General features: G+C 32.0%; 17 protein-coding genes. 4 read left to right on the top strand and 13 right to left on the bottom strand.

Annotated elements, in window-relative coordinates; genetic code table 11:
• Positions 1 to 30: 30 nt before the first annotated feature.
• Positions 31 to 1,440: an ATP-dependent DNA helicase gene (locus BUC29_RS19200; protein WP_073417899.1), complete on the bottom strand. Its 1,410-nt coding sequence runs from the start codon at positions 1,438 to 1,440 to the stop codon at positions 31 to 33.
• 289 nt (positions 1,441 to 1,729) lie between these two features.
• Between BUC29_RS19200 and BUC29_RS19195 the strand changes: the two genes are divergently transcribed.
• The 3 genes from BUC29_RS19195 (at position 1,730) to BUC29_RS19185 (ending at position 3,460) form a co-directional block, all read left to right on the top strand.
• Positions 1,730 to 2,551, top strand: a complete 822-nt coding sequence (locus tag BUC29_RS19195) for a DUF3822 family protein (protein ID WP_073417897.1) — start codon at positions 1,730 to 1,732, stop codon at positions 2,549 to 2,551.
• On the top strand, positions 2,548 to 3,156 hold the full coding sequence (locus BUC29_RS19190) for an RsmD family RNA methyltransferase (protein ID WP_073417895.1): 609 nt from the start codon (positions 2,548 to 2,550) through the stop codon (positions 3,154 to 3,156). The genes BUC29_RS19195 and BUC29_RS19190 overlap by 4 nt, the downstream gene beginning before the upstream one ends.
• Positions 3,157 to 3,265: 109 nt before the next feature.
• Positions 3,266 to 3,460: a hypothetical protein gene (locus tag BUC29_RS19185; protein ID WP_008467912.1), complete on the top strand. Its 195-nt coding sequence runs from the start codon at positions 3,266 to 3,268 to the stop codon at positions 3,458 to 3,460.
• A 4-nt stretch (positions 3,461 to 3,464) separates the two neighbouring features.
• On the opposite strand, the gene BUC29_RS19180 is transcribed toward BUC29_RS19185, so the two are convergent.
• The 3 genes from BUC29_RS19180 to BUC29_RS19170 form a co-directional block, all read right to left on the bottom strand.
• Entirely contained in the window at positions 3,465 to 4,385 is a 921-nt protein-coding gene (locus tag BUC29_RS19180; RefSeq protein ID WP_073417893.1) for a ketopantoate reductase family protein, read from the bottom strand.
• Positions 4,386 to 4,421: 36 nt separating this feature from the next.
• On the bottom strand, positions 4,422 to 5,324 hold the full coding sequence (locus BUC29_RS19175; protein WP_073417891.1) for a carbohydrate kinase family protein: 903 nt from the start codon (positions 5,322 to 5,324) through the stop codon (positions 4,422 to 4,424).
• A gap of 209 nt (positions 5,325 to 5,533) precedes the next feature.
• Positions 5,534 to 6,715: a serine hydrolase domain-containing protein gene (locus BUC29_RS19170; protein ID WP_073417889.1), complete on the bottom strand. Its 1,182-nt coding sequence runs from the start codon at positions 6,713 to 6,715 to the stop codon at positions 5,534 to 5,536.
• Between the two features lie 209 nt (positions 6,716 to 6,924).
• Between BUC29_RS19170 and BUC29_RS19165 the strand changes: the two genes are divergently transcribed.
• Positions 6,925 to 7,680 (top strand): response regulator transcription factor, encoded by a 756-nt coding sequence (locus tag BUC29_RS19165; RefSeq protein ID WP_073417877.1) that lies wholly within the window; start codon positions 6,925 to 6,927, stop codon positions 7,678 to 7,680.
• Positions 7,681 to 7,801: 121 nt separating this feature from the next.
• Here BUC29_RS19165 and BUC29_RS19160 read toward each other — a convergent pair whose 3' ends face one another.
• From BUC29_RS19160 to BUC29_RS19120, 9 genes are all read right to left on the bottom strand, one after another.
• A complete protein-coding gene (locus BUC29_RS19160) occupies positions 7,802 to 7,978 on the bottom strand; it encodes a histone H1 (protein WP_012026201.1) in 177 nt (58 codons plus the stop codon).
• A gap of 532 nt (positions 7,979 to 8,510) precedes the next feature.
• Positions 8,511 to 9,461 carry a hypothetical protein gene (locus BUC29_RS19155; protein WP_073417875.1) on the bottom strand — a complete coding sequence of 317 codons (951 nt, stop codon included), beginning with the start codon at positions 9,459 to 9,461 and terminating at the stop codon, positions 8,511 to 8,513.
• Positions 9,462 to 9,869: 408 nt separating this feature from the next.
• Positions 9,870 to 10,613, bottom strand: coding sequence for a rhamnogalacturonan acetylesterase (locus BUC29_RS19150; protein ID WP_073417873.1), 744 nt, complete (start codon positions 10,611 to 10,613; stop codon positions 9,870 to 9,872).
• 22 nt (positions 10,614 to 10,635) lie between these two features.
• Positions 10,636 to 12,651, bottom strand: a complete 2,016-nt coding sequence (gene pelA, locus BUC29_RS19145; RefSeq protein WP_073417871.1) for a pectate lyase — start codon at positions 12,649 to 12,651, stop codon at positions 10,636 to 10,638.
• Positions 12,652 to 12,909: 258 nt separating this feature from the next.
• Positions 12,910 to 14,508, bottom strand: a complete 1,599-nt coding sequence (locus tag BUC29_RS19140) for a glycoside hydrolase family 43 protein (RefSeq protein ID WP_073417869.1) — start codon at positions 14,506 to 14,508, stop codon at positions 12,910 to 12,912.
• Positions 14,509 to 14,673: 165 nt separating this feature from the next.
• The gene (locus BUC29_RS19135) at positions 14,674 to 15,894 is read right to left on the bottom strand and encodes a glycoside hydrolase family 88/105 protein (RefSeq protein ID WP_073417867.1); all 1,221 of its coding nucleotides are present in this window, start codon (positions 15,892 to 15,894) and stop codon (positions 14,674 to 14,676) included.
• A 169-nt stretch (positions 15,895 to 16,063) separates the two neighbouring features.
• Complete coding sequence (locus BUC29_RS19130) at positions 16,064 to 17,029, bottom strand: DUF4861 family protein (protein WP_073417864.1); 966 nt, start codon at positions 17,027 to 17,029, stop codon at positions 16,064 to 16,066.
• A 10-nt stretch (positions 17,030 to 17,039) separates the two neighbouring features.
• Positions 17,040 to 17,975, bottom strand: a complete 936-nt coding sequence (locus BUC29_RS19125) for an alpha/beta hydrolase (protein ID WP_073417862.1) — start codon at positions 17,973 to 17,975, stop codon at positions 17,040 to 17,042.
• A 120-nt stretch (positions 17,976 to 18,095) separates the two neighbouring features.
• Positions 18,096 to 19,535, bottom strand: a complete 1,440-nt coding sequence (locus BUC29_RS19120) for a glycoside hydrolase family 28 protein (protein ID WP_073417860.1) — start codon at positions 19,533 to 19,535, stop codon at positions 18,096 to 18,098.
• Positions 19,536 to 19,546: the final 11 nt, after the last annotated feature.

The raw sequence follows: 19,546 nt of genomic DNA, 5'->3' as shown, positions 1-19,546 counted from the left end.
TTAATTTGTGGATTCGTGGCTATCAAAAAACTAATCCTCAAAACTTTCGTCTTTAAATCCTATCAAATATAGCTTATTTTTAGCACGCGTCATAGCCGTATAAAGCCAGCGGATATAATCATGATCGATTCCGTTTGGCAGATAAGGCTGTTCGATAAAAACCGTATTCCACTGCCCTCCCTGCGATTTATGACACGTAATAGCGTATGAAAATTTTACCTGCAGTCCGTTAAAATATTCGTTTTCTTTTACTTTCTGGAATCTCTTATACTTTGTTGGTTCATCTTCATAATCTTTCATTACTTCTTCATACAAACGATTTGATTCTTCATACGTTAACGACGGTGATTCGCTTTTTATAGTATCCAAAATCAAAACCGTTTCAAAAGGTTTTTGATTAGGATAATCGACCATTCTTATTTTTACTTTCGCAAATTTAAAACCGTATAATTCTTTGATACCGAAAAGTTCCAAAACTTCAATAATATCACCATTGGCAATGAATCCAGCTTCGTCACTTTCTTTCAGCCAGAAATAATTATTCTTTACGACCATCAAAAAATCACCTACAGAAAGTTCACTTTCTTTAAATAAAATCCGGGTTCTGATTTGTTCGTTATATTGATTTGCTCGTTTATTCGAACGAACGATAAAAGCAGTATCTTCAATACTATAATTACTATAAGCTGTATTTATGGCATCCTGAATATCATAACCGTCGACCAGACGAACAATATCTTTGAATTTTTTGACATTGAATTTAAAATCTGTAATAAAACTTTCTTTTAAAAGTTCGCGTAATTCGGTTGCGTTGTATAAAATCCCCGAACTCTCTTCCTGACGCATTACTTCATCAAGTTCAATATGTTCAATTTCTTTATCATAATGAACACCCAAAGTATGTATATCTAAAGCCGGGCTGATATCTAAATTTACCGGAGGAAGCTGTGCCGTATCCCCTAAAAGAATCATTTTGCAGTTTGTTCCCGAATATACATAATTAATCAAATCGTCGAGAAGCGAACCACTGTCAAGAGTACTATCTGAAATCATCGAAGCCTCGTCGACGATAAAAATGGTGTTTTTATGTTTATTGACCTGCTTGGTAAAAGCCACACCTCCACCCGATGATTTTTTCGGAAAATAGATTTTTTTATGAATTGTAAATGCCGCTGTATTTGAATAGTTTGCTATTACTTTTGCGGCGCGTCCTGTTGGTGCCAGCAAAACAAACTTTTTATTAATATCTCCAAGATTATTTACGATAGTCGAAATCACAGTGGTTTTACCCGTTCCGGCGTATCCTTTCAAAACAAAAATTGTGTCGTTTACCGGTTCGGTTAAAAAAATGGCAATTTTTTGAAAAAATATATCCTGTTTGTAAGTTGGTGCAAATGGAAATCTTTTCTGTAAAATGCCGTAAAACAATGCTGAATTCATAAAGTAAATTTGAAATACAAAGTTCGTTCTTTTTAATGGCAATAACAATGACAAAAATCAACAGCATATTTCCTGTTATTTATAAAATCAAATCTAAAATCGATAATTTCAAATTATTTTCTTAACTTATATCTTTAGAAAAAAATAATAAAATTATAACGTAGTGCTAACCTTCTTGTAATATTGTTTTTTAAAATTGCAATTATATTAGTTGCTTTTTAATTTGTAAGTTTGCGCTCACCTTAAATTCTTTATTGAAACAAAACAGGTAACGAATTGTAAATCAATTATGTCAATACACAATACTAATATTACATCAAAAAATTATAAAAAACTTTCGATTCAGGTTTCGCTGAACGGATTTTCATTTTGCTGCTTTGATACTTTAAACAATACGATTACAGCTTTTAACGAAGTACAGTTTGATTCCTCCCAAAAACAAAATAAAATTGAGGAATCGTATGCGGCTGCTTTTAAAAATCATCCCGAACTAAAGGAAACGTATGATGATATTTTGGTCATTCACAATAACAATCTTTCGACTTTTGTGCCAACACCATTATTTGATGAAGATTATTTAGGAAGTTATCTGCAGTATACAACAAAAGTATTTGAGACAGATTTTTTTACTTTTGATCAAATTTCAAATTACGATATGCATTCAGTTTATATTCCCTATATAAACATCAATAATTTTTTAATTGATAATGTGGGTTCATTTGATTACAAACATGTAAACAGTATTTTGGTAGAAAAAATCCTGGAAGCTTCAAAAAACAACGACGAAAAGAAAATGGTTGTAAATTTTAACCCTGATCATTTTGAAATTATCGTTGTACAAAATCAAAAACTATTGTTATTCAACTCTTTTGAATATCAAACTCCAGAAGATTTTATTTATTACATTCTTTTTACAGCCGAGCAATTAAATTTAAATCCCGAAATTTTTCAGTTGGAATTACTTGGAACCATCAATCCAAACGATCCATTTTACGACATAGCTTACAAATACATTCGCAATATTTCTTTTCTTGACGTAAGCGCTTTAAAAGAAAGAAACAATTACACAACTGCTCAGAATCAAAAACATTATATCTTATTTCAATCATGAGAATCATTTCAGGAAAATACAAAGGACGTCGGATATTTCCACCAAAAAACCTTCCTGTAAGACCTACGACTGATATGAGTAAAGAAGCATTATTTAATGTTTTGAATAATCATTTTAGTTTTGACGGCTTAAAGGTTTTAGATTTGTTTTCGGGAACCGGCAATATAAGTTATGAATTTGCTTCGCGCGGAAGTGCACCCATTACTTCAATCGATGGTGATTTTGGATGCGTAAAATTTATCAAGCAAGTATCGTCAGAATATGATTTTGATATTGCTGCTACTAAAAGTGATGTTTATAAATTTTTAGATAATTGTAAAACTTCTTACGATATAATTTTTGCCGATCCGCCTTACGGATTTGATCAGGCAGCATTTGAAAAAATCGTTCTTACGGTTTTTGAAAAAGAATTACTTTCTGAAGACGGAATGATGATTATTGAACATTCTAAGTACACAAAAATGGAGCATTTAAGTAATTTTTCTTTTCAAAAAAGTTATGGCGGTTCTTATTTTAGTTTCTTCGAATTAAACTCAACAGATGATGATGAAGAACTTGAAGGTGATTTACCCATAAAAACTGCTGAAGAAGAAGATGAGGGGTAATCATTTTTTTACTAGTTTCTGCAAATCATATAAGTTTAGTAAACAATTGTATAACAACTATTAGCGATTGAGATTTTAAATTTGATTAGAAATTTTAAATCTAATAATCATGAACCTAAAAAGATTTTTCGGAGGCTTATTGACAATCCTCGGAATTGTAGGACTTATTTATACTGCGGTTATTTTTGCCGGTACATCGGGAGAAACCAGAGATATTAAATCATTAATTATTTACGGAATTTTAGGAATTGTGTTTTTTATGTCAGGAATCAGTTTGGTTCGAACTACAAAAGACGAATCTTAGAAAACTATTTTATCAAAACGGCGGCAATCTTTTCGTAAAGAGGAGTTTTAACGCCGTATTTTTTTCCTTCATTAACCACAAACTGAGTTAATGAAACAGCTTCGGTATTTTTTCCGGCCAATAAATCTCTATGCATTGATGATGTTGCTTCTTTTGGAGACTTTTCTAGTTTTTGAATACTCTGATTTACAATATCATGTGGCAGTTTTAAACCTTTTGCCTGTGCAACATCTTCAATTTCATGAAGCAGTTCGATATACGTTACTTTAGATTCTGTATTGCTTAAAATCTCTCCAATATTTTGATTCAAATAGGAAGTTGCAGAAGCCAACGCTGAAATAAAAATAAATTTTTCCCAAACGGTTTCTTCAATATTCTCGACTAAGTAACTTTCGATTTTTGCTTTTTGAAGAATGTTTTGTAATTCTTCTAATTTTAAAAATGAAGCAGTTTTAGACCCGAAAAACAGCTTTTCATAGAATCCAATTTTTCGGATCGTTCCAGGTGAAAAGATCATCGAAACAATATAAACACAACCTTGAAGAACTTCATTTTCAGGAAATAGCTTTTGAATTCTTTCCTGTGCATCAACACCATTATATAATGGAAGAATTACCGTTTCTTTCTTAATAGATTTTTGCAAAGACGTTAAACTCTCTTCAATATCATATGTTTTGGTTGCACAAATTAAATAATCCAACTGACCAATTTCTAAAGCGTCATTCGAAACCAGATTCGGATAAACTATAGTTTCATAATCATCAGTTACAATTTTTAATCCATTTTCGGCAATGGCTTTTTGAGTTTCACCACGTGCTATAAAAATAATTTCAAAGTCATCTGATTTTTGATAGGCTTTCGCCAAAAGTCCGCCAAAATAACCGCCTACTCCTCCTAATCCTAAAATTCCAATTTTTGTTTTCATGCTAATAATTTTGCTTCAGGTTTCACAAATTCTAAATTAAACATTTTTAATTATAAATTCTTCAATTTCAGATGCAGAAATTTTCGGGTTTGCGCCTGGTGAAGCTGCAACTAAAGCTCCCATTGCACAAGCAAAATTTAAAGCTTCCTGAGGCTTTGTACTCGTAAGTAAATAAGTAATTAAAGCTGCCAAAAAGGAATCTCCTGCACCAACCGTATCAGCAACGACAATTGGATAACCGTTATTTTCATAAAAAACACCTTCCCACAACAATAAAGCACCATGTTTTCCTCTTGTAACACATATTCCTTTTACATCTGTAAAGGCAGAAATAAAATTCATATTTTCTTTTAAATCGGTATGCGGAAAATTTAAAGCTGATGCTATTTCTAATATTTCTTCATCATTAAATTTTACAAAATCAGCAGATTTCATTAATTTTTCGAGAATTTCATAGGTGTAATGAGGTTTTCTTAAATTGACATCAAACACTTTGTAAATATTCTTTTTTAAAAGTTCTTCCAGTGATTTCCTTGAAACCTCGTCCCGGCAAACCAAACTTCCAAAAATTAAAACATCGGCTTCATCTGCTAATTTTATCGCTTCATTGTTTAAAACGATTTTATCCCATGCTGATGGATATTTAATTTCATAAGTAGCAGATCCTGAATTATCTAAAATTACGTTTACTAATCCCGTTGGGAAATTTTCTGAGGTAATTATGGATGCCGTTTTGAGTCCTAAATCTTTTACCGTATTTATTATAGTTTTTCCATCTTCGTCATTTCCTACGCAGCTTATCATTGCTACATCGCTGCCTAATGATTTCATTCTTAAAGCTACATTTAACGGTGCGCCGCCTATCTTTTTTTCATTATCAAAAACATCCCATAATACTTCGCCATAAGCGATCGCTTTAAGTTTTTTTTCGTTATTCATTCCTAAATTTGTTTTTAATCTTAAAACATAAAGTTAGACTTTTAATTATTGCTGACCTAAAAATTCAGATTTGTATAATAAAAAAAGAGGATTAAAATCCTCTTTTTTTGTTATTGTCGATCACATACATGTGCGCGTGAAGTTTACGATGAATATAATTCTTAAAAAACTTAAGACAAATACTATTGGGGTAAACCTTTTTAATCAAATTATTTCATATCATAAGGAATATATTGATCCCATTCCCATGGTGTATAGGTATCTTTAATACCTGTTTCGAGGAGATATTTTATTATTTTTCCCGTGCTGTAACTATTAGACATTATAAGCATACCAATTCCTTTATCCGGAAAAACAATACTATAATTTTGAAAACCTGAACCCTGTCCTTCTTTAAAAGCTCCAATTCCGTAAGGCGATTTTACCAATCCCCATCCTAAACCATATGAAAGTTCGGTTTTGTCATTCCAGTTTCCGTCTTCTAATGCGCCTGGGCCAAATTGATTTTTAGAACGAATACGAATCTGCGGACTAAACAATTCTTTATATGATTTTGTACTTAGAATTTTTTTATTCAAAACTGCCGAAAGAAACTTGCTGTAATCTTCTATAGTAGTTTCAAGTGTTCCTGCCCCTCTTGGCGCATTGTCCTTATCTTTTTCTTGTTTTTTTCCTTCTTCGTCATATCCGTATGCATAATCTTTTTCGAATTTTTCCTGCCATTTGTAACTTGAAGCCGTCATTGCGAGCGGTTTGAAGATTTTTTCCTGAGCCAGTTCTTCCAAAGGTTTTCCTGTGAGTTTTTCTAAAACTACCTGAAGATATGTTAATCCTTCGCCAGAATAACTATATCTGGTTCCAGGTTCAAATTTAACTTTCAACTTTTCATCAGATTCAAACCAGCGCCAGTTTGGCAAACCAGAAGTATGATCGAGACACATTCTGGCGGTTATTTTTTTATATTCAGGATAATCTTTTAATTCTTTAAAATCCTCATGCCAAACTTTAGGTTCGTATTCATAAATAGGTTTCGGCAGATAATCCTGAAGCGGTTTGTCTAAAGTAATTACACCTTCGTCAACAATTTTCATAACCAAAACTGCAAATACTGCTTTACTTAAAGAAGCCGCGTAAAGATTAGTCTGCAATTCTAATTTCTTTTGGGTTTCTGCGTCGCTAAATCCAAAAGTTTTTGTATAAATAGGTTTTTTAGAATTAAAAACCGATATAGCGAGACCTTTCACATCTGCCTTACGCATAAGGTTCTCAATAGATTTTGTTAAACTATCGGCAGAAATAGTACTTCCGTCAAGGCGTTTAATTGAAGAAGAATTTTGTGCTTTAACAGAAAAAATACCTGCAAAAAAAATAATCAAAAGAAAATGTTTCATGTTTCTGGTTTATTACATTATTATTTGTTCTTCCTTATTTCTATCAAGCAGTAATTTAAGTAAAATAGCTTGATAATAAGTCAAATAAAAAAATCAAGAATTTTATAATTAATTTAAATCTCATTTTTTATTATATTTCAATCCTGAATCCATGCAAATATATCCCCCGTAAAAGCATAAGACAATACTTATAAATAACCATTTTTTTTATGAAAAACATAAAAGATGATTTGAATAAACAGCTATTGCAGCAAAAAAAACCGGGAAAACTGAATAACACAAAAGAATTAAAAGCGTTTCAGGAAACTGCTCAAAAATTTGCCGACTTAGAAAACGGTATTGCCGTTTTAAGCGACTTATACAACAATAAGAGCTATATATACTCAGGTAAAATTGCCGATGAACTCGGTATTTTTAAGAAAAATCAATTGCATGAAATTGAAAGTATCTGGGAAGATGAACTTTTTGGTAAACTCAATGCCGAAGATGTATTACAAAAATACCTTCTTGAACTTCATTTTTTTCAGTTTATAAAAACAATTCCTGTCGTGGAGCGTAAAGATTTTTGTGTTATTAGTAAATTAAGAATGAAGGATAAAACTGCTGGTAAATCGTTATTACACAAAATGTTTTATTTTTCAAATCAATATGAAGATGTAGAACTTGCACTTTGTCTTTATAATTTTGATTTTACTCAGGCTTTTCAATATGAAGGTGCAATAATAAATACAGCAACAGGAAATATCATTAAACAAAACGAAACAGAAAACGCTTCTTTTCTTTCAACAAGAGAGAAAGAAATTCTTAAAATGCTTCAAAAAGGAAAACAGAGTAAAGAAATTGCTTCACTTCTTTTTATAAGTATTAATACCGTTAGTCGTCACCGACAAAATATTCTGGAGAAAATGAAAGTAAATAATACTGCTGAAGCCTGTACACTTGCAATGAAACTAAAGTGGATATGATTCTTTTAAGGTTCTGAGGTACTAAGTTTCTGAGATGCTAAGTTGTTTCATTTAATTTTTAATTTTCATTTCCCACTCAGCCATAAAAAAACCTCGTCGATTGACGAGGTTTTTAATTGTATTATTTTTTTGATTCTTCGATAGAAACTTTTCTGAACTCTTTTAAAAGTTTTTCAATTTCTAAAGTAGCTTTACGTGCTCTCGGACCTGCAGCTTTGATACCTTTTTCAGTTAAAGATTCAGCTTCTGCTTTGAATGTTTCAATTTCGGCGTTGATTTTTACTAATAGATCTTTCATGCTTATAATTATTAAATTAAGGCGCAAAAATAGAAGTTTGATTGGTAGTTACAACATATTTGCTGTTAAAATTATCATTGTTTTTTGTAGTTTAAATTAACCTAAAATTTACTTATGACATTTTTTAAAATCAGCTTTTCACAACAAACTATTAATCAGACAATTATTATCAAAATAAAAAATTACAGCTTCTGTACAAGCTTTGAAAAAAAGATGTTTAAAAAATTGAAACGAAATTAAAATGCATAAGATTTTGGCTTAAAATTATATTTAGGCATTGAGGATTTGAGTAAAATTTCCCCAAATAACTATCTTTTTAATTATCGATATTCAAAATAAAAGTCGTGAATTGAGATTTTATCAATATCGTTTTAAATAATACCCCTTGATTTCGATCTTCATTTTAGTCGAAAATTGCTTTTATATAGTTTTCCCTTTAGCTGTTAATTTATCGTGCTTTATAAAACAAAAAAATCCCAGTGCTTACACAGCCGGGAATATTTTTTATTTTATGATAATTAGATTTTCTTAGTTACATCATAAAGAATAAAGCCTTTTGAAAATTTTCAAACTGATTTTGGTAAACGCCGGATGTTGAAAATTTAGTATCAGGTATTTTCGTGATAAAATCTGATGTGTTTTTAAAATATGAATTTAAATCGTTTAATAATTCAGTTCTTGATTTTGAAGCATCTATCAGTTTTAAGTTTTTAATTTCATCAAAATAAATCAGGCTGTTATGCAATTGCTGGTTAAAAAAACACACCATTACATTTTTTCCTTTTTTATCCAGTTTTAAAAATTCGATCAGCTCATTTTTATCATATATAACATATATTGAGCGATCAAAATCCGTAGATTTACTTTCATTTTTTAATAAAAATGAATCTTCAGAAAATTCAAATTCATCTTTAAACTTTCTTTTAAACATTTTTAAAAAGAATTTTTTATTGTCTCGAACCAACACTGTACCAGGAGCACCAGTACCACCCACCATACCATCTTTTCCATCTTTCCCATTAATTGGAGTCCAAGTTCCATCTGATTTTTGAACATACACAATTCCAGATGCAGTATTCGTATAAATATTAATATCATCTCCCGGGTATGTAGATGTTCCTTTTGCTCCCGGAGGCACAACACCTTCAGCAACACCTACTTTTCCATCTTTTCCTGTTCCTGAACCTGCTTCTCCGGAAATTGCTAATCTGTTCCATTTATGATCAAACCAATAGTAGTAACCTGGCTTAATATCGCCGATTTCATCGGTAGCAAATACTAATAAGCTATTAGTCTCAGCTCCTACAATGGGTGAATAAACAGTAGTACTTGTTAATTTGACATTGGGTATTAATATACCTTTATCGGCAGCTACTACATGTAGTTCGGTTGATGGATTAGGATTTTTTATTCCAATACCAACCTGCGAACGAGCCGAAAAAGAAGCCAAAACAACAAATAAAGGGAGTAATCTATTTTTCATAACCTTTAATCTTATGCATTAATTATTTTCTTAAGTCTTTAAAATTCAAATACCTAGATTTGAAGTTGCAAAGTTCCTCTGAAAATAGATTTATTTCTGCCCGTAAAAGTTTTTAAACTTATAGATTAAGGTATATATGAAAAATCTTATAATAAAAGAAAAAATAAAAACTGTCCTGTAATTTTTTAAATAAAAAAAATGGCTTTGAATAGTAGAAAAAAAAAGCTAAAAAACTAAAAGGCAATGAATTAGTAGTTAAAATTACAGAAAAAAATAAAGTAAACGTTTTCTTTTTCTTACAATTTAAAAATATACACTATGAGATGTTACAAAATTGGCAAATAACCAAAATATAATTATTTTATATGGACTTTTATTCTTACCTGTAATAATAAATTATTTTATCCGTTACTTGATTTCATATTTTAATTTATTAAGTGAAGGATTTTCTACAAGTTTTAATTGTCTGATAAAAATTTCCGCTATTTCCGTTGCTCCTTTTAATGATAAATGGGTATCATCTGCTTTGTCTTTATCATAATAAAGGTTTTCGCCTGCTTTAAAGTGCAAATGCAGCTGCTTTGACTTTTCAGGGCCATAAGATTGTTCCAGTAATTCTGTATAATATTCTAAATCGATAAAAGGTACTTTGTATTCTTGTGCCACTAAGCGGGTTTCTAAAGTATAATCGCCATGCGTTGAAACTAAAACACCTTTATTATTAAAATTACGTCTGGCAATTGAAGTCAATAAAACCGGTACTGCTCCTTTTTCCCTGCTTTCTTTTACAAACCTAATTAAGTTATACCTATAAGTAGTATGCGGATTTGTATAACGTATAGAATCTTCTATTTTTTCGTCGTTGTGACCAAACTGAATAAAAACATAATCACCTTTTTTTAATTTGCTGTAAATAGAATCCCAGCGTTTTTCGTTTATGAAGCTTTTTGTACTTCTCCCATTTACTGCTTTATTAACTACGATAATATTATCAGTAAAAAAAGGCTGTAAAACCTGTGCCCAGCCATGCTCCGGATTACGATCCGGATCCTTTTTATCTGCCATTGTAGAGTCACCTATAGTATATAAGGTTGTTTTTTGTGCAAAGCAAACTGAAGAAAATAATAAAAACAGAAAAAGTTTTGTATTCATACCCCTATCTTTGTAACTATTTTTATTTTGAATACCAATTGATTACAGTATCATTTAGAATATTTTCTATAGAATATTTATCAGCTTCCGTTTTTGTTAACTGATGTGACCATACTACTCTTTTTTCAGGCTGAAATCCTTCTCCTTTATTATTATATTCTGCATAAAACGAATTTTTCTCAGCATCGGGTTTTGACCAATTTTCCCATCCTTCGGGTTTAATATGTTTTCCTAATTCGCAATTTATAAAAACAGTTTTGGCATAAATACGCCATGGTCTTCCTAAATATACTGCTGTCGCAGAAGGCTCTGCGGTAAGTTTGCAATTTTTAAAAACAAACCCAAATTCAATACCTTCAGGAGTGGATGCCGCTGTAATATATGAGTTTTTAATACTGTGAATTATACAATTTTCAAATAAAGCTGTTGATCCTCCAAAAATAAAATCGGTTGTTCCTTCAATATAACAGTCTTTAAAATATTGTCTGGCATTATTTCCAGATAAATACAAAGTATCCTGATTTCCTAAAATATTACAGTTTGTAATTTTTGCACGACTTGCGACAACTGACAAAGCAATTGCTTGTCCGTTATCGCCGGATGCATTTTTGATTGTTAAATTTGATGCCGAAAAATCATCTGCTTCGACTAAAAGAGTTGATGTGTAGAAAGTGCTGTTTCGGCCTAAATTGATTTTCGAAAAATTATCATCAAAAGTAATAATCGTCTGCTCTTTACTTTCTCCCAACAAAATCAAATTAGTGTTCCATTCCGGGATTCTAACTTTTTCATTGTAAGTTCCGTTTTTTATATGGATTGTTACTTTTTCATAAGGAAAAGACAGGCTTGCATAAACAGCATCTTGTATTTTGGTATAATCACCAGAACCATCCTGAGCAACAGTTAAAAAATTAATTTTTTTTTTATCTGATGCAGTTTCTGTTTCCGAAACTTTTACTCCGTTTTTTACTGCCCAAGAATTATATTTTTTTAATACTTCCTTTGGTTCATCCGTGTACCATGCATAGCCATTTCTACGTTCTGAACCTATTTCATCCAATGATTTCTTCTTAATTCCGTCACGGTCGCAAAAGAAAGACTCATTTGTATCCAGTTCCATAAATCTTGCCCAAATTGGTGCAGCATTTTGTACCGCAATCATTTTTTTATCAATGATTTTTCCGTTTTCATCTAAGATACGTTTTTCTTCAAGATTAGTAATTTTAGTTTTTTCAAACCATTCAGAAGCACTTTTTACTGCTGTAGTAATCTCTGGCGAAGGATTTTTAATCGACATTAAAAGCAAAACGATTTTTGCCGATTCTTTACCGCTAAGCGAAGGAAGTTCATAAGCTCTCGCTTTTGCCGGAAGCAAAGTTACTTCATCATGCTGTGCACACCAGGCCGTTAAAATTCCGTTTTGTTTGTATTGCGTTTTTAAGATACAATCAATTCCTTTATCAAAAGCTTTTTTACATTTTTCAACAATCCCTTTTGAGGGTTTAATGCTGTAATAATCTGTTTGATCTGCAATAGCTTTTATTACATTCATAATATTAACCATCGAATCATCATTGTAAGTAATATGTGTGTAATATCCTTTTTTTAAAGGATAAAACTGCGGCCATCCGCCATTTCCATATTGTGCTTCCAGCAAATAATTTAAGCCTTTTAAAAAAGATTCTTTATAACGCTCGTCTTTAACCTGAGCATACATTTTAGACATAAAAAGCATTTCCTGAGTAGTTGCTCCGTTGTCTGTAGTGGTTTCTTTAGTTGTTTTTTTTATTTCAAGTAAATCTTTTTTTTGAACAGTAGTCAGTTCATCCTGCATTTGAATGTTTTTTGGCCAGCCGCCAATATCTCTTTGATATAATAATACATTTTCGGCAATCTTTTTAGCTTCTTCTGTACCAAACCATGCTGTATTATTCTTGCGAATAATATCAGACCAGTTTTTATAAGTTTTCTGTGCTTTTGCTGCAAAACCGAAACCAACAACAAAAAGTAATAAGACTATTTTTTTTAATGATATCATTTTAACCCGTTTTTGAAATTCTATTTGTTTTTTAATGATCCTTTTCAGTTTTTACCCGACATCGATCTTTTAAATTTTTTTCCCTGAAAAATTTTTTTTTCAAACCAAAATTGTAAGAAAAATCATTTAAACAATTTCTAAGCAATTAATGTTTGAGTAAATGTATCCTAATATTAATTTTTTAAATTCTTTCGGCTAAAGTGATTTATAAAAGCCGTTTTTTCACATTTTATTTTTTTTTGATTTTTTTGACAATTTTTACTTCGTAATCCTAAACCAATCAACCGCTGCATTTCCTGAATCGTTGGTGATTTTTTCGCTTAAGGCAAAAAGCCCGATTTTGGCTCCAATCCATTTTCCTTCCTTGGAAACAAACTCTGCTCCTATTGGCTGATAATTTTTATCGTCTGTACTATAGAAAAAACTGCATATACCCTCTTTCTTAATTTTAACTCTTAAGTAAATTGTATTATTTAGAATCAAAACTGGTTTTGTTTCTGTTTCTAAAACTGTTTTGTTAAAAGTTCCTGTTTTTTGATTTAGATATAATTTACCATTTTCATTTTTTAAACACAAACAACTATAATCTAATCCCATAACAATTAATCCTGTCGATTCGCCATTTAATCTTGCATTAAAAGTTAATTTGGCTGTCGCCGAAAATTCTTCGGCAGGAAACTTTTGCAGTAAGAGGTTTGGAGCTTCAAAAATGCTTTTACTGTCTTTAATCGTATTTACACAATATAAATTTATATATCCTAAACTTGTTGGAAATCCCCAATTAATCTGGGAATTTGCCTGCCACTGCCATTGCAGACCCAGTTTTGGTTCATTAAATTCATCTGATGTCTGAAGATTTTGAATTGTATATTTTTTGCCAACATTTGGTTTTTTATAAGTTGTAACCGGCTCTCCTATTCCGTTTTTATCAAAATCCTGTCCCATAACCGGCCAGTCATTTTCCCACTTCATAGGCTGCAAATGCACGATTCTACCGTAAGCACCTTTATCCTGAAAATGAATAAACCAATCTTCGCCAGTTTGTGTCTGTATCCAGGCTCCCTGATGCGGGCCATTAATTTTAGTTGATCCCTGTTCTAAAACCTTTTTCTTTTCATAAGGACCAAAAACGTTTTTTGATCTTAAAATAGTCTGCCAGCCTGTTGGAACACCGCCAGCCGGAGCAAAAATGTAATAGTAGCCATTTCGTTTATAAAACTTTGGTCCTTCGATTGTTTCCTCACTTTCGTGTCCGTCAATTACCATCACTTCATCATTATTGACAATTGTGCCCTCAAAATTCATTGTACAAACTACTAAGATACTTTTTATCTGCGCGCGGCTTCCTGCAAACGCATGTACCAAATAGGCTTTTCCGTTGTCATCCCAAAGCGGACTAGGATCTATTAACCCTTTTCCGGCTTTTATTAAAAGTGGTTCAGACCATGGCCCTTCAGCTTTTTTTGATTTTATAACATAAATTCCAAAATCAGGATCTGGATAATAAATATAAAATTCGTTGTTGTGATATGTAATGCATGGTGCCCAAACGCCGTTTCCGTGCTGAACTTTATTGTAAGTTTCAAACGGAGGCTGTTTTGTCAAAGCGTAACTTATAATTTTCCAGTTTACCAAATCCTTAGAATGTAGAATCGGCAGTCCCGGAATACAGTTAAAAGACGATGCTGTCATGTAAAAATCATCTCCAACCCTAACTACATCCGGATCTGAATAATCGGCGTGAATTATTGGGTTTGTATACGTTCCATCTCCATTATCCGGTATCCATAGCTGCGCTGTATTTTTCTCAAAAGAAAAAATAGAAAGAAGAAGAAAGATGATTTTTATATTTTTCATTTTAATGATTAACTTTTAGAGAAATCCTACAGGTTCTATCCCGATTTATATTGTGGATTTAAGATTGGAGTTTCTTTCCGTTTCTTCGACTTCGCTCAGGGTGACAAAACTGACTTCATGTATAACTCACAATTCACAATTCATAACTCATAATTAAAAATCACTTTATCTGTTTAATTCTAAAGCGGCCAAAATAAAAGGTCCGGTAGCTTTTGGGTCGTTGTCTTTTTTTCTTTCGTTTACGTAATATTCATAAGAACCGTCACGATACGGATTTCCACCTAAACCTGCAACCTGGCAGCAATTTGTCAATGTAATTCCGCCATCTTCGTCCACTTTTTTTATCAGGACTTTAGTTAATCCGTCAAAAGCCTTATCTGACAGTTTTTTATATTTTGAAGGCAGATATCCTTTGTTTGCTCCTTTTGCAAATGCATACGCAAACATTGCTGATCCTGAAGCTTCTAAATAATTTCCTTTTTTGCCTCCTTTGTCTGTAACCTGATACCATAATCCCGATTTATCCTGATATTTTACCAAAGCCTGAGAAATATTATTTAAATATTTAATTAATTCGTTTCTTTTCGGATGCTCTTTCGGCATATAATCCAGAACGTCAACCAAAGCCATTACATACCAGCCCAAAGCTCTTGACCAGAAATTTGGTGAATTTCCTGTTTCTTTATTTGCCCAAGGCATTTCTTTGCTTTCGTCCCAGCCGTGGTATAATAATCCAGTTTTTGGATCAACGGCATGGAATTGAATTAACTCAAATTGTTTTGCGATATCATCAAAACTTTTTCCGTTTTCAAATGTTGCTGTATATTGTGCATAAAAGGGTTCTCCCATGTATAAACCATCCAGCCACATTTGATTTGGATAAATTTGTTTGTGCCAAAATCCGCCGCTTGGAGTACGGGGCTGTTCTGCCAGTTGTTTGCGAAGTAACTGCATTGCTTTTAAATATTTATCCTGCTTTGTTTCGGCATAAATATCAAAAAGTAAGCGCCCTGGAACGACTAAATCAATATTGAATTTATCAAATTCATATGTTTTAATATTTCCGTCTTCCTGAACTAATTCATCCACGTAATTTCTTACATAAGCTTTGTAACGCGGATCTGGATTTTTTTTATATAGTTCTTCTATCGAATGCAGAACCAAAGCGTGAACATAATCCCATTTTGGTTTTTTAGAATCATCGAGCATATAGCTTTCTGAATGACGTTTCATTAATGTCAAAGCCATTTTATCAGACCATTTCATGTCTTTAGAAATTACAATGTTTTTTTTTGCGGGTTCCTGAGAAATTACTTTACAGTTTGTAAAAGCCAGTGCGCAAACTAATAAAACCGGCATAAAACTTTGCTTTCTGATTTTCTTCATTTTAAAATGTATTTTTAATTCTATTATTTTGTAATTCAAGCCATTAAAAATGTCCCTAAACCTAATCTTGGATTTTCTTTTATGCTAAATATTTTTCAAGCCGATTTAGCAGATCTTGCAGATTTTTAATCTTAAATTTTTAGTTGACATACGAAGCGGCAAAAACAACTTACATTTTCCCTTTTTTATTCAAAATATCCAATTGCGCATCAAGATATTTCACGAAATCTTCCTGAGATTTTATTCCGTTTTGTTCTTGTTCCCAAGCTCCCAGAAGATAGAAAGAATTTTCTTTTATAGTTGGCTTAAAAACTAATAAATAATCCAAATCTGTATCAGCAATATTTTCAACCGTATTAATTTCATAAAAAATAGCCATTCCTAATTTATCAGGAACCAGAGACTGTACGCCATAAGTTGCCAGATAAGCCCATTTTTTGTTTTTACTTTCTTTTTTAAGTAATTCGGTATTTTTTTGTTTGACAATTCCGGTGCAGATTCCTTTAATTTCTTTTGATGCCTTGATAGTATGTTTGGTATAAAGCTGATTTGGTTTTATGGTCAATACGGAAGTAAAATCGATTTTATCAGAGGCTGTTTTCCATCCATAATAATTGATTTTTACGCCCGATTCGTTTTCTTTATTTACAACTGAAGCAATTGTAGAATCGACTTCGCGGAAATGCAGCTTTTCATTGTTTAAATAGCGGTCGATTGAACCAATTCCGATTCCTTTTCCGGCTTTTAAAATATCGGCTCCCCAATCGCTCATTTCATGATAAGAATCAAAATTATCCTGACCCACAATTGGCAGAATCATTTGAGAAGTTTTCTTCCCGAAAATATCAATCGCGTTTCTCCAGTCTAAATATAAACGATATCCAATCCTATTATTTTCCCAGCCAGGACCTTCGTAACGAATATCAAAAGAATGATCCGTATGTTCAGGAGCCAGTTTTAGCCGATTAACGTTATTAAAAGTTGTTCCGCCAATGTATTTTCGCCCTTCCCAATGTCCATCTGTTTTTACAGATATTTCAGCGTAGGTTTTAGCCGTTTTAATATCATATTTTTGAGCTTTAACCGATGTAAAACCAATTAAAAATAAAGCAGCGACTGTAATTTTTGTTTTCATTTTACGATATTTATTTGAAAATCTTATTTAGAAAATTTGTTGTATAAAATATGGTTTGGTCAAACCAGGGCTGAAAAAACCAAAATGAATGAGGTGAGTTTTCGATTGTATGTACCTCATTATAAATTTTATATTGATTTAGAATTTTTATCATATCATCCCGGCCTGCATGAAACCTGTCGATACTGCTGTTTATAAACAATATGGGCGGTGTATTTTTGTTTGTATGGCTCAAGGCCGAAGCATTTTTCCAGTTTTCTGTTTTTTGTTCATAAGAACCTCCAAGCCAAAAAGAAGCCATTTCTCCTTCTGAAGATTCCGGATGTCTGAAGGCTAAAACACCATCAATATTTATTATTGCATTTACTTTTGATGAAGATTTGCTTTTATTCAAAGGATCGTCAAAAGCCGGATTTTCATTTGTTGTTCCAATTAAAGATGCCATTTGCCCTCCTGATGAACAACCTAAAACTGTTATTTTATCAGTATCTACTTTAAATTTCTTTGCATTATCTTTTATAAATCGGATAGCATTTTTTACATCATAAACCCCATTTGGATATTTTGCTTCAGGAGATAATCTGTATTCTATTGTAAAACAGGAATAACCTTTATCGGCAATTTCTTCTGCAAAAACATTCATTTGATTTTTATTGCCAGATCGCCAGCCGCCGCCATGTATTATGATAACCGCAGGATTTTGTTTTTTTGTGTTGTATACAAAAGCATCGAAATGTAATGCTCTTCCGTTTTCATTAAAATAGACAACATTGGTATTTTCAATTAGGTTTTTACTTTTTTTTTGAGCTGGAATTGTAATTGACGGATATTTTTTTATCAATTTAGTATACGTGCTTTTTATTGTGTACGAGGTATCTACACTAAAAGTCTGCTGAGCATTTATCAAAGAAGAAAGCAGGAATAAAATCAATACAATTTTTCGCATTAGAATCTTTATTTTTAGTTAGAAAGGAGTTTGTGTACTAGTCAGACTCCTTTTTAACTTCTTCAAAAAAACAAATAGTTTAAAAATTATCAAATTACCAATAATCAATATATTGTAGAGCTATTTAATGTTTTGATCTGCTTTTTCTCCGTTAATATAAGTATTAACAAAATGGATATTCTTGATATTTTTTAATAAATACACAGAATCAACTTTTTCGATTTTTACGTTTTTAAGCGTAATATTTTCTACCGGAGATTCTTTATAGCCTTCTGCCCAAACGCTGTATTTTCCACCGTTTTTTACTGTTATATTTTCAAGGCTTATGTTTCTTACTGTTGGTATAAAATTTCCTGTTTGAGCACCATACACATTATAAAACATGGTAACCAGCAAAACGCATTCTTTTACGGTCCCAACCTCAAGATTTCTAACAAAAACATTTTCAATAACGCCTCCCCTTTTTGAATTGGTTTTTATGCGAATGGCACGATCAAGATTTGGACTGTCCATTTTACAATTTTCCACAAAAACATTATTTACTCCGGCAGAAACCTCGCTGCCTATTACAACACCGCCATGACCGTCGATCATTTTGCAATTTTGAACAATAATATTTTTACTTGGTATTGCAACTCTTCTTCCTTCGGCATCGCGGCCGGATTTGATTGCAATGCAATCATCGCCGGTGTTAAAAGTGCAGTTTTTGATTATTACATTTTGCGAATATTCGGGATCACAGCCGTCATTGTTTGGGCCGTGGCTGTTTACCGTTACGCCATCAATAATGATGTTGTTTGTTTTTATGGGATGTAGAATCCAAAAAGGAGAATTAATAACCGTAATATCTTTAACCAAGACGGTATTGCATTCAAAAAATTCAATAAAATTAGGGCGGAGATATCTTCCGTCACCAAAAACTCTTTCCGAAACGGGAATTCCTTTTTCTGCCATTTCCACTAAAACATCACGATTTGCAGGATCATTTTGAGATGGAATACCTTTTTTCCAACCGTAATTTTTTCCTCCAGACCAAATCCACCAGTTTGTGCTGTCTGCCTGCCCGTTTAAAATTCCTTTTCCTGTTACGGCAACATTGGTTTTATTTTTGGCGTAAATAAGTGGAGAATAATTCATTACTTCGGTTCCTTCCCAGGAAGTATGAACAATTGGATAATCTTTTGGATTTAGGCTAAAAAGGATTTCTGCATTATCGTCTAAATGTAAATTTACATTACTTTCCAGATGAATTGCTCCAGTCAGGTATTTTCCATTGGGAACTAAAACTTTACCTCCGCCATTTTCAGCGCAGGCTTTAATTGCTTTTTCGAATGCTGAAGTGTTTAAAGTTTTTCCATCTGCGATAGCTCCAAAATCATTTATATTATATATTTTATCCTGAAATTTGGTTTGAGGAATATTTTTTATGGTTAATTCGATTCTTTTCCACGGATCAGATTCGGACAAAGTATTTATCTTTTTTGAACAAGATAAAGCCGTAATGATTGTTACACTAAATAAAACAATTGATCTAAAAGTTGTACCGCAATTTGTAGTCATTTCTATGGATT

It is taken from the genome of Flavobacterium defluvii (assembly GCF_900129555.1).
GTDB classification, from domain to species: Bacteria; Bacteroidota; Bacteroidia; order Flavobacteriales; family Flavobacteriaceae; genus Flavobacterium; species Flavobacterium defluvii.
The sequence above is the reverse complement of the archived record's forward strand: the minus strand, read 5'-3'. Positions and strand labels throughout refer to the sequence as shown.